The sequence below is a fragment of the Pseudomonas sp. Ost2 genome, assembly GCF_018326065.1.
In the GTDB taxonomy this organism is placed as follows: domain Bacteria; phylum Pseudomonadota; class Gammaproteobacteria; order Pseudomonadales; family Pseudomonadaceae; genus Aquipseudomonas; species Aquipseudomonas gingeri.
The window spans coordinates 1,506,026-1,518,243 of the sequence record NZ_AP021904.1 but is presented as its reverse complement, the minus strand read 5'-3'; the positions used below and the strand labels follow the sequence as shown (position 1 = coordinate 1,518,243).

At 60.2% G+C, this 12,218-nt stretch carries 6 protein-coding genes; 2 read left to right on the top strand and 4 right to left on the bottom strand.

All coding sequences use genetic code 11. The annotated features are described in order from the left end of the window. Nucleotides 1-54 precede the first annotated feature (54 nt). Nucleotides 55-3,051: a hypothetical protein gene (locus KI243_RS06610; RefSeq protein ID WP_212810630.1), complete on the top strand. Its 2,997-nt coding sequence runs from the start codon at nt 55-57 to the stop codon at nt 3,049-3,051. 185 nt (nt 3,052-3,236) lie between these two features. On the opposite strand, the gene KI243_RS06605 is transcribed toward KI243_RS06610, so the two are convergent. The 4 genes from KI243_RS06605 to ung form a co-directional block, all read right to left on the bottom strand. Continuing rightward, nucleotides 3,237-5,423, bottom strand: a complete 2,187-nt coding sequence (locus KI243_RS06605) for an autotransporter outer membrane beta-barrel domain-containing protein (RefSeq protein ID WP_212810629.1) — start codon at nt 5,421-5,423, stop codon at nt 3,237-3,239. A gap of 299 nt (nt 5,424-5,722) precedes the next feature. Then, nucleotides 5,723-7,678, bottom strand: coding sequence for a hypothetical protein (locus KI243_RS06600; protein WP_212810628.1), 1,956 nt, complete (start codon nt 7,676-7,678; stop codon nt 5,723-5,725). A 421-nt stretch (nt 7,679-8,099) separates the two neighbouring features. Beyond that, complete coding sequence (locus tag KI243_RS06595; protein WP_212810627.1) at nt 8,100-10,061, bottom strand: hypothetical protein; 1,962 nt, start codon at nt 10,059-10,061, stop codon at nt 8,100-8,102. Between the two features lie 183 nt (nt 10,062-10,244). Continuing rightward, complete coding sequence (gene ung, locus KI243_RS06590; RefSeq protein WP_177085753.1) at nt 10,245-10,937, bottom strand: uracil-DNA glycosylase; 693 nt, start codon at nt 10,935-10,937, stop codon at nt 10,245-10,247. Nucleotides 10,938-11,071: 134 nt separating this feature from the next. Here ung and KI243_RS06585 point away from each other — a divergent pair, with 134 nt between their 5' ends. Beyond that, entirely contained in the window at nt 11,072-12,184 is a 1,113-nt protein-coding gene (locus tag KI243_RS06585; protein WP_212810626.1) for an enoyl-CoA hydratase/isomerase family protein, read from the top strand. Nucleotides 12,185-12,218: the final 34 nt, after the last annotated feature.

Genomic DNA, 12,218 nt, shown 5'->3' with positions numbered 1-12,218 from the left:
CGCCATCCGGGCTTTCGGGTCGCCTTTTTCCGTGACTTGTCAGGAACCCCGACCATGAACGACAGCCTCGATCCCACATCCCTCGTCGACAACCCGCTGCCTGTGCGCACCTTCGACCTGAGCCAGCCAGAACCTATCACCCCCGTGCCCTTCAACGAGCTCGAACTCTACATTCCCAACAAGACCGCGCCTGTGGTCGGCTTCGACGGCGGCATCAACCGGGCGGCCCTCGATGCCCATCGGGACAAGGGTCTGCAGTGCATCCTGCTGCCCTACCGGCCCATGGCCGAAAACGACTTCATCGAACTGTTCTGCCGAGACACCGTCACTCCGGTCGCCTTTCATACCGTCAGCGATATCGAGGCCGCCAACAATGCCCAGATCCCGCTGTTCATTCCCCGCGCACGCTTGCCCGACGGCCCGGCCGACCCGGTGTTCTTTCGCCTGACCCGGGTGAGTAGCAACACCGATGAAACCGCGCGCTTTCGTCTCAAGGTCGATACCGTCTCCCCCGGTGGCCGCAATCCCGTCGCCAGTACCTACTACAACGAAAACCTGGCGATGCCGGTCTTTCCCCAGGACCTGATCGATTTTGGGGTCGGCGAAGGCGACATCATCACCCCGGTCCCGGTCCGCATCGATTTCTACCCGGCGGTCAGCAACCCGGCACCGGACATCAACCGCGCAGTGCGTGACCGCATCCGCCTGAGCATCGGCGGCCATATCATCGAGCACCGGGTCACCGAGGGCGAAGTCGAAAGCACCGACCCGATCACCCTCTGGGTCAATACCGGCGACTGGCAAAAGATCGGCAGCGGCGAGCACGTCTGCGAATACGAGGTGGTCGACGAGGTCGGCAACTACTCCGATGGCTGGTCACCGGCGCAACTGCTGGAAGTGCGTCTCGACGATCAGGCCGAGCCCTTGCTCTACGAGCCTTATGTGGAAGAGTCAGACGAGCACAATGAACTCGATGCCGATGCGCTCGACGGCGCCGATGCCACCATCGTCGTGGCGGTTCACCGGGCGGACTTTGCAGTCGGCGATACCATTCGGGTAAGGCTCAGCGGCAAGACTTCGGCGGGACTGCCGGTCGTCCGCCATATCGAGCATCCCGTCGCGACCAATGAACTGGGGCGTACGGCACGAATCCCCTGGGCCAACGCCGAGATCCGCGCCCTGATCAAGGGCCGGGTGCAGATTTCCTATGTACGCATCCGCCCCTCCGTCCCGAACCGTGGCTCGCGCAGCGTGGTCGTCTATATCACTGGCAGCGAAGTCGGCACCGGCCTGCCAGCCCCCACGGTAGAGGGTGCCCCCGGCGATATACTGCCGCCGGACATCGCTTTCCTGATCGTCAATATCAAGGAGTATCTGGGCCAGGATCCGTTCGACCGGATCACCCTGGTACTCGACGGCACCTTCGCCAATGGCCAGTCCTACTACGATGAGCTCTACGATATCGCCGGTGAGGGCGACATCGTCTTCCGTTTGCAGAATGGCCCCAATGGCGATATCGCCAGGCTCGAAGGCGGAACCTTGCGGCTGTACTACTGGGTGGAAAACGCGATGGGTAAAATCCCGTCCGAGGATCTGCTGCTCGATGTGGGCGAACCGCAGGCTTCGCTGCCACCGGTGGAGGTGAACGAAGCCCCGCCACCCGATCAGGTCTTCGACCCCGAGGTATCGCTCTTCGATGCCAGGGTGCTGGTCAAGGCGAACGTGGACATCATCGAAAATGACATCATCAACCTCCACGCCGAGGGCAGTGCACCCGGCGGCAGCGCACCGCCCTTCAGCTTTCCCGTGACGGCACCCTGGGTCGGCCGGGACCTGCCCTTCACCCTCAAGCGCCAGTACATCCTGCCCAACCTCGACCGCTCGATGCGCCTGTACTACACCCTGGCGCGAGCTGGTCAGCGGATCCGCTTTTCCCACCCCTTCATCATGAAGGTCGGCAGTGCGCTGGAGCTGCCCGTGCCTCATGTGCTGGAAAGTACGGTGACCGGTCCCGATACCGCGACGATCAATCCGCTGCATGTCGACTCCCCGCCGGTGGTCACGATCCGGGTCGAGTACAGCCCGATGTATCCCAGCGACAATATCACCGTGCATTGGATCGGCAAGCCCGGCATCGGTACGCCAGGCATCCTGCCCAAGCCCGGCTCGACCTCGGGCCAGGTGGACTTCACAGCACCGAGCAGCGCGGTGGCGGCGGCCATCGGTGGCGATTGCCAGGTGAGCTACAGCGTGGAGCGCGGCGGGGCCACGACAGTCTCCGATACCTTGCAGGTCAGTGTTTCCCGGTTCAATGACAGCGACCTGCCAAGGCCCAAGTTCTATGCGGACAATGTCGAAGTGACCGGAGGTACGCTCGATGTCAGAAGAGTCATAAAAATGCGCCTGCTCGCCTGGCCGTTGATCGCTGTGGGCCAGAAAGTCTGGTTGAGATTGGGAGGGCTGCCGAACAATCACACCCTATGGGAAGCCTTTCCGGTTTCCTCCGGGTGGATCAGCACCGGCTACGCGGAAATACCGGTACCAGCCAGTTACCTGAGAGGATTGCACGATACCAGCTCGCTATCAGCCACGTTCAAGGTGACCTTTGACCACAGCAGCGTCGAGGCCAATGCAACGGTTTTTCCGTATCGTATCGTGGTTACGCAAAACCAGCCCAGAATCTACTACGAAACATTCGAAACGGTGCCCGTGCGGAGCATCACGGCGGGACAGAGCATGGACACCCCGCTGATGACGATCACCTTGCTGCCGGAATCGGGAGGAAAATCCGGGATAGTTCATTACACAGGCAACCAGGTACCGGATATGCAGTCTGGACGTTCGATCGTCTTGAGCGATGGAAATGTGGGCAGACAACGTTTGCGCCTGACGTTCAAGCGAGGGTATCAGAGAGTGAGATTTGCCTATACGTATCTCAATTTTACTGGAACGGTTTTTTTCTATAACTCAATTGGGACGCTATTGGTAGAGCGTGAATGTAAAGGAGGAGACGCCATTGGGGGGGGACTAACGTGCTCCATCACTGGGTAGACTACTCTGTTCCGGTGATTAATGGACCCATTTCCCACATAGAAGTTGCCAACAGCCGCGCTGATTATTCCTTCCTGGACTTCTTTACCTTGTGGGACTGAGTGAGTTGAGTCTGTCTGATAAACCACACCAGCAAAAACAAAAAGAGGAAGCCAAGGCTTCCTCTTTCTGTTTAAACGGACCGCTTACCAGCTATAGCGAATCCCGACATTGGCACCCCAGGGCTGGTCGATCTTCTCGCCCTTGCTGAAGTCCAGGTCGGCATGCACTTGCCACTTGTCGTTCAGGGACATCGCCACACCGGTACCGATTTCCACCCGCGAACCCGACAGGTCGTTGTGGAAGGTGTTGTCGTTGACCTGCACCTTGTTGTTCTTGGCGAACTCCTGCACGAAGGCAGTGCGCAGGTAAGGCTGGGCCACGCGACCGTCACCGATGTCGAAGTTGCGCCCGCCGGTCACGCCGACCTTGCCGAGCAACGACAGGGTACGACCGTTTTCCGCCTTCAGGCCGTTGTCCAGCTTATAGTCCTTGCCGCCCACGGCCATGGCCGAAAGCTGTACCGCCGGCTCGACGAAGTAGTCGTTTTCCAGCTTGATGTGACGACCGAACTCACCGGAAACCCCGACACCCATGTCCTTGTAGTTGCCCTTGGCTTTCTTGCCGTCGCTGAGCGCCACCGAGGACTTGTTGTGGAAGCTGTTGAGCTTGGCCACGCCGTCGAAGTAGTAACCGCTCTGCTCGTCCAGCCAGGTGGCATAACCACCGACGTAGGTGCTGTGCACGGTGCCGTTGGTACCGCGGCCGAGGCTCAGGTCGGACTTGCTGTAGCCACCCATCACACCGGCCAGCCATTGCCCGTCACCGACCGGCAAGCGCCCGTCGGCACCGAGGGCAATGCCCTGCTGGTTCTGGTCATAGGCGGCACCCTTGCCGGCATCGACCTTGTGCTTGTTGCCGTAGGTGCGCGCCCAGCCACCGCTCTGGCCGCCGTTGAAGCGCAGTTCACCCATGCGCGAACGCAGGGAGCTCAGCTCGCCGTACATCACGGTCGGCGCGACATTCGCCAGGGCCAGCACCGAACGGGTGCCAGGGCTGATGACCTTGGTCGACGGGTCCAGGTGCCAGTCCTTGCCGTCGTTGTCGGCGATCAGGCTGTAGGAGTAGGTCCCCACGTCCACGCGGTCGCCCAGCAGGCTGAAGCTCGCGCCACCGTCGGCGGTACGCACCACATGCAGGCGATCCTCGGACAACGGGTCGGCACCGCTGCTGCTGATCAGCAGCTTGTGCGCGCCCTCGGAAGTACCGGTGACGTTGAGGAAATCCCCCTGCAGATGGGCGAAGTCGGCGGTCATGACAAAGGTGCCGTTGCCCGCGAGGTTTTCCACGTCCAGCTGGTAGAACGCCCCCGGGTCGCCGAACTTGACGTTACCGCCGGCCATGTTCAGGTCACCGATGCTCTGGTGGTCGGTCATGACCCAGGTCGCGTCGCTGTTGAGCGCCAGGCTGTCGACGTTGTCCAGGCGGCCGGTGAGGACCGAACCGTTGTTCAGGGCCACATGGGCGGTGCCATCGACATCCTTGACCACATCGCCGGTCATGGACGCGCCGTCCAGGCTCAGGTCCAGGGTGCTGCCGTTGCCGACCCGGATATTACCGGTCAGGTTGCTGTTGGCGACACGCATATTGGCGTTGGCGCCGCTGCTCAACTGAAGCATGTTGCCGTTGCCGCCCGTCAAGGTAGCGCCATTGCGCACATCGATTTCGGCGGTGATATCCTGGCTGATGGCGATCGCCGCACCGGCCTGGCCGACGACCTGCGTACCGTCCAGAGAAATGTCGGCGCCTTCATCGCTGGAACGGATAACCCGAATTCCGTGATTGCCCCCGGTGATGCTACCGCCGTTAGCGGTAACCCGGCCACCGTACATGGTCAGGCCATTGCCCGTCGCGTTGGTGCCCACGACATCCGTCGCGTTCAGGATCAGATGGCTTTGTACGCTGACGCTGGCTCCCGTCGCGGCCCCGGTGATCACGCTTCGATTGACCTCGGCGACGGAGCCGGTGCCGTTGGAGCCGACCACCAGCCCGGTGCCGCCGGTGCTGGTGATGCTGACGTCATTGAGCAGGGCGCTGGAGTCATACAGGGCGATACCATGGACATTGGCACCACCGACGGACACCGAGCCCCCGTTGAAATTCACCCTCGACCCCTCTCGCGCGTCGATCTCGAAGGTTCTTGCACCGTTGACGGTCAAGGTCGCCCCCCGGGTCAGCGCATAGCGGTCAGGCGAGGTGCCTTCCTCAATGACGGTATTACCACCGATAAGCGGTTTGGCGAGCGACTCGAGACTCACCAGCGACAAAGGCATGAATGCAAAAAGACCGGTGGCCTTGATCAAACGCGAATAATTGAAAAGTTTAATATTGAAACAGGACATTTAAAACGAACCTCCAAGTGCTTTACTGGCTATAAAAGCCAATACAGTCCACCGATAACGGGCTTGGCTTTCAGAGGTGCATAAAGTACAGAGGGGATCCGAATTAAAATGTAGGATTTTTCCTGTTGCAGCGAAGGAATAATTTTACTTTTATATTTATTTTATAAAAAAAACAGAGGCCTCCTACGGCCTCTGTTTAATCAACAACTATCGATTCGCGAGCCCTTCCTTCAGGCCGAACAGATAGAACCATCACCGTTCTGTCGACTCAGTACGGCTCTTGTTTCCTTTGAACGCCCCCCATTGGTTTCATCAGCGGATTCCAGTCGATAGAAAATCACCGCCCTGCCGACCACCACCGTCGAGACATAGGGATCGTAAGGCACCAGGTAGGTTTCACCCGGATGTCCCGGTAGATCATGATCGGTGGTGACCGGTGGCAGGGGTATGTCTTCGCCACGGGAAGCTTCCACTGGAACACCATTGGAGACCGGCTCAAATACCACCCAGTTCAAGAACAGCTTGTCGCCCGCCTTGATGTTTTTCGGGTCGAGGATATTGACTCGAACACCGAGCTCGGGCCTGTGGTTACAGTTGATAACCGTGATGACCCCATTCTGTGGATCGCGGAAGGTCGGCAACGCCAGGTCCACGATTTCGAAAATAGCCACCCTGACTTCCTGTGGCGCTGATTGCGCGCGGTTGGCGTTGCTGGCACTGCTGAACTCGTAGTAAACCGGGATCAGGCCGTTTTTCTCCCGCTCGATCACCTCCCAGGGTACCTCCAGGATGAAATTCCCATCGGCAACCTCCTCGGGCGTCACCTCATGCGGCGTTGTGAAGACTTCCTGGTTGCCCCAGTACACCTGGACAAAGTGCCCGGCCAGCACATCCGCGGGCACCGGGAAATGCACGCGGGCATCCGCGTCGCGGTCATCCGGCCCCAACTTGTTGAGCTGGCCGGTGACCGTGGATTCGACGACCGGAATAGGCAGGTCCGGGTTGACCGGCCCCGGCGTTTCGTCATCGCCACCCGGCACGAACAGATCGACATCCACGTCAAGGGTCGGACTCCAATCCGTCGCATAGATCCCACGATGTACCCTGTAGCGTAATACCGCGGTATAGGGGGCCAGCAGGCCACCGGACCTGAGCGCATCCCATGTCAGGTCCACATAGTAGATAGGACTGAGCCGGGGAATCTCATGGAAAAAGACATAACCACCAAAGTCTATCTCGAGCCGATCCCCGGCAACCGCCTTGTCATAGGCAATTTCGATTTGCGGCGGCACATTGGCGTCATCCCGATCAATGGGGGCCAACGGCACGACGGGGGCCCGCAGGTTGTCCGGCCGTGGATGCAGCAGCACCAGGACTTCCGTGACGTGCGTGGTTTTCTGGCTGATATTGCCGGCCCGGTCCTCCAGCGTATAGGTGACCAGCTTGCTGCCCTCGCCGGCAGCCAGGATGTCGGCGGCAGGGATGGCGATCTCGACGGTCCCCGTGGCGCTGGTCAGTTCCCGGGTGGCAATGGGAACCGTATCGAAGAAGTTCCAATAGACCTTGACGATGTCGTAAGGCTTGCGATCCGCCCAGGGGGGAATGGTGAGAACCACCTCGTCGTCATTGTCGGCCAGTAGTTCGGGAGTGATCGTACCCTCGATGACCCAGGCGGGAAGTTCCACCGGATCGGCCGGACTCCCCCCCGTGGGATTGACGCGGTCAATTGTGAATACCAACTCTTCGGACACGTTCAGTACTTCATCGTACCTCACGACTTCATAACGGAATATATTCGTACCATTATTGCCAAAGCGATCCTCGGAATAGGTAAGGGGTATCGGAAACTTTGGCGCCACAGGCCCAAGCAGGTCGAGATTATCGAATTTGACGTTATTGAGAAATATGGTCACATAATCGGTAAATTTTTCGGGAGGATCATCCGGTTCCGGCTCCGGTGCCGAGTTGAGCCAGCCGGGAAGACTGATACTCACCCCCTTCTCCAGCAGTTCTTCCCTGTGGATAAGATTTGGCTGACCGCCATCCAGGTTCGGTAGCGCATTATGAATATCAGGCGCGTCAATAATAATGGGTTCGTTAGTACTTTTCGGCGCGCGCGCATTGGCCGCGCTTCGAACCTCGGCACGTTGCAGTTCGGCCTCCAGGTTTTTTTTGGGTGTCCGCATGTCAATGGCTCCAGGGCAGTGGGAAGGTGATCAGGCATTGCCTGTGCCTGAGACCTGCCGGTAAGGGATCGAACCCGCTACCACTCGCTGGTACTGACTGATCCGCTGGTGATACGACAGTGGGGGAAATTCATTAGAAAGCGCTTTCGCGGAAATTACATCCTGTCAACTTTGACAGGTGCGCAAAGTCGAAAAATATGCATGGTGAGAAACTGCGCTAAAACGGCCAACCAATGTCGGGTTCGAGAATAATAAACAGGCTTTTCATTGCGAAAAAACCTAGCCGGCGATTATCACTTTCAGCAATAAAAACCGATCATTCTCTTCTTGATGACTATGTTGCCGGATCTGTTTGCATCCGCCTCGAAAACAAACGGGAGGGTATCTGCCCCTCCCGATTTGTGTTCTATCCTCATGCCGCTCAATCCACCACATCATCCCCCAGGCAGGGAGGCGAGCCGGGACGGGTCAGATCAATAGAGATCCATGAATCTTCCGATCCGCCAAAACCACCGTCGGCCTTGTTCAGGTCGTAGTAGGCGTCCGCCGAGCCATAGGACGGAGTCAGTCCGGGCAATGTGATATAGGGCCTGAACGGGATGACGAAGGTATAACCGGTCGCCGCTTCATTGTCCCTGAGCGTATGCCTGAAGGATCTCACCGTCTCGGGAAAAGGCTCTCCGGTGGCGTTCGGGGTCGGGTAGCTTTGCCAGTGCAGGACGACCTCGTCCCCCGTCGCCAGACGGCTCGAATCTCCGGGAATATGCACATGGACACCCAGCCAGGGAGCCGGCAGAGTGTTGCAGTTGATGAAGCGCCGGACGGCATGGAGGAACTCCGGAGACTTCAGTCCCGTGACCCGATCGATGGCCACACGGACCGGCGTGGGCCGGGAACGCTGGCGATTCACGCCATTGTCGGTCCAGTAGTAGACCGGCAGCGCGAGGTGGCTGCCGTTGGTTTCGACGAACTCCCACGGCACGAAAAAGACCGCCTCCGTGTCACCCGCGCGAACGGTATAGACCGATGCCAGCTTGCTGTCATCGCCCCACATCAACTCCAGGCGTTCACCCGGTTGCGGATTGGCGTAGAGCGGGGCCACCGCCCGTATGGTGGTGTCACGGTCGGCCAGGGTGATGACGTTGTCGGCGGTAACGCCCTGCACCGTGACCGGGTACAGCCCGGGGTTGATCGGATCCGGGCCTTCGGGGTCCGGACCGGCGACCGTCAGGTCGACCTCGAAGAAATTGTCCGGAGACGGGACGAAGGGCACTCCCCGATAAAGACGATAAAACACCACGGCCGACACCCGCGCATCAAAACCACTGGAAGACACGATATCCCAGGAGACGGGCCGGGAGACCGGCCAGACCGGGATCGGCCCTTCCACGGTGAAGGAAGCCAGCTCATGGATGTTCCAGTAGATACGCACGACATCGCCGATCTCGGCATCGAGGATTTCCGGGATGACCACCACCGTGGGGGCACGTGCATCGGCAAGATCAATCACCCCGTCGCTGTCGGCCAACGGCACATCGGGTCGTGGCAAGCGGATGGGCAGTGTGTTCAGTGACACATTGATTTGCGAAGGCGGATCGCAAAAGGGACCGATGTTGCCGGCCCGGTCGCGCAGACGGTAGGACGCATAACGGATGCCCGAACCGTGGGCGCGAATGTCCGCTTCGGGGAAAGTGACTTCGATGGGAGCACCGGAAGCGTGCGCCCGCGTGATCGACAGCACGTCCACCCGCCCCAGGTGCGCGGTGGGCGACCAGTAGTAGATGACCTCGTCTTCGGTCTTTACATCCGACCACCGGGGCACCAGGGCCGTGGCGCCATGATGGGTGTTCAGGTAGGCCTCGGTAATGCCGTTCTGCCTCACTTCGTCATCGAACACCAGTTCCCAACCGGGATTACCCTGGTTGGGTTGGGTCTGATCGTAGTTGATGGCCGCGACGAAAGAGTGACTGGTGCCGATGATGTTGCCATCGACCCGATAGGACAGACGATGCACGCCTGGCCCCATCAGTTCGGCAGGCACATCCACTTCGATAGGAAATACATCATCGAGTTCGTAGGCTCCGCTGATGGAAATAGTCAGCTCTGGAATATCATGATTATCCAGGACGAAATAAACCTGGGTTTCCTGTTCGTCCTCCTCATGCGCGGTGAACGGCCAGGGATGTTCAATGACGATCCGCAAGGGTAGCGGCTGAAAATAGATCGGCAATGTGTAACTGGTTTCATCCCATAGACGCTCCAGCACATCACGAAAGACCAGGGAGTCCAGGGTTCGGGGGGAACCAATCTTCTCGGCAGGTCGAGACCGCCCATCGGTAGCCGCCCCAGTCGAGGCAGCCCTCACGGGTTTGGATTCGGACATTTGCATTCTCCTTGGGAAATGATCAACGAGCGGCCGTTGACCACCGGGTCGGCACAGGGCCGACCGACAAGGCCGTGGAGAACATTTAATGCGTAAAGGTGCGCAGCGGATACTGTCAGAAATGACAGGTCGAGGGGCCTTACGTCTGAAAAGTGCAGCCCCGGGTTGGCGCGGATCGACGGCCTACAGCGCCGGCAACGCCCATTCGATCGGCGCCAGGCCGTTCTGCTCGAGGAACTTGTTGGTCCGGCTGAAATGCCCGCAACCGATAAAGCCGCGATAGGCCGAAAGGGGCGACGGATGCACCGACTTGAGCACCAGGTGCTTGGTGGCGTCGATCAGTTTCTGCTTGCCCTGGGCATGGGCGCCCCACAACAGGAACACCAGCTTGTCCTGGCGCTCGCTGACCACTTCGATGATGCGGTCGGTGAAGAACTGCCAGCCCCGGTTGGCGTGGGAAGCGGCATTGCCCCGCTCCACGGTCATGGTGGTGTTGAGCAACAGCACGCCCTGCTCGGCCCAGCTTTGCAGGTAGCCGTGGTTGGGGATGTCGATGTTCAGGTCGCGCTGCAATTCCTTGTAGATATTGACCAGCGACGGCGGCGCCGGCACGCCCGGTTGCACCGAGAAGCACAGGCCGTGGGCCTGGCCCGGGCCGTGGTACGGGTCCTGGCCGAGGATCACCACTTTCACCTGGTCCAGCGGGGTGCTGTTCAACGCATTGAAGATCAGCGGGCCCGGCGGGTAGATCTGCTTGCCGGCGGCATGTTCCTGGCGCAGGAACTCGCGCAACTCGGCCATGTAGGGCTTGTCGAACTCGTCACGCAGGGCGTGTTTCCAGCTCGGTTCGAGTTTGATGCGGTCGTCGTCGGTCATGAGATCCTGTCCTGAATGAGCAATGGGGCGGACACTAGGAAAGCCGACCACGCTTGTCAATTGATCCGACGCATTCCCGGCAGTTTCCCACACAGGGATCATACTGAGCATTCAACCCGCAGTTTGAGGTCGCAATGAATCTGCACGTCGAAGAACTCATCGGTACCGATGGCGCCCGGATCGGCGTCGCCAGCCTGGATGCCGAACACACCCTCAACGCCCTTTCGCTGCCGATGATCACGGCCCTTCATGAGCGGCTCGAGACCTGGGCGAAGGATCCACAGATCGCTTGCGTACTGTTGCGCGGCAACGGCGCCAAGGCCTTTTGCGCCGGCGGCGAGGTACGCAGCCTGGCCCAGGAATGCCGCGCTCGACCGGGCGAGGTTCCGCCGCTGGCGGCGGCATTTTTCGCCGCGGAATACCGCCTCGACTACCACCTGCACACCTATCCCAAACCGCTGATCTGCTGGGGCCACGGCTATGTGCTGGGCGGCGGCCTGGGCCTGCTGCAGGCCGCCAGCATCCGCATCGTCACGCCCGGCAGCCAGTTGGCGATGCCGGAAATCGGCATCGGCCTGTACCCGGATGTCGGCGGCAGCTGGTTCCTCTCGCGCCTGCCGGGCAAGCTGGGGTTGTTCCTCGGCTTGACCGGCGCGCGGATGAATGCCCGCGATGCGCTTGACCTCGGTCTGGCCGACCGGATGTTGCGCGACGACCAGCAGGACGAATTGATCGATGGCCTGCTGCGGCTCAACTGGCAGGAACAGACGGCGGTGCAACTCAACAGCCTGCTCAAGGCCCTGGAGCACCAGGCACGCGAGCAGCGTCCGCCGGCGCAGTGGCTGCCACGCCGGGAAACCATCGACGCGCTGCTGGACGTCGGTGACGTGGCCTGTGCCTGGCGGATGCTGGCCCAACGCACCGAGGACCCCGACGACCTCCTGGCCCGGGCGGCGAAGAACCTCAAGGACGGTTGTCCGCTGACGGCTCACCTGGTGTGGGAGCAGATCAGCCGGGCGCGGCACCTGTCGCTGGCCCAGGTGTTCCAGATGGAATATACGTTGAGCCTGAACTGCTGCCGTCACCCGGAATTCAGCGAAGGGGTGCGGGCCCGCCTGATCGACAAGGACCAGCAACCGCGCTGGCATTGGCCGGATGTCACGGCGGTGCCGCGGGCGGTGGTCGAGGCACATTTCCACAAGGCCTGGGAAGGCCGCCATCCCCTGGCGGACCTGTCCAATTACTGAAGCACACGGATCCGGGTCTTCGATGGGCCTTGCC

Coding starts and splice junctions, on each gene's coding strand:
- KI243_RS06595 (WP_212810627.1), bottom strand. CDS start 10,061: ATGTCCGAATCCAAACCCGTGAGGGCTGCCTCGACTGGGGCGGCTACC.
- KI243_RS06610 (WP_212810630.1), top strand. CDS start 55: ATGAACGACAGCCTCGATCCCACATCCCTCGTCGACAACCCGCTGCCT.
- KI243_RS06605 (WP_212810629.1), bottom strand. CDS start 5,423: ATGCCTTTGTCGCTGGTGAGTCTCGAGTCGCTCGCCAAACCGCTTATC.
- ung (WP_177085753.1), bottom strand. CDS start 10,937: ATGACCGACGACGACCGCATCAAACTCGAACCGAGCTGGAAACACGCC.
- KI243_RS06600 (WP_212810628.1), bottom strand. CDS start 7,678: ATGCGGACACCCAAAAAAAACCTGGAGGCCGAACTGCAACGTGCCGAG.
- KI243_RS06585 (WP_212810626.1), top strand. CDS start 11,072: ATGAATCTGCACGTCGAAGAACTCATCGGTACCGATGGCGCCCGGATC.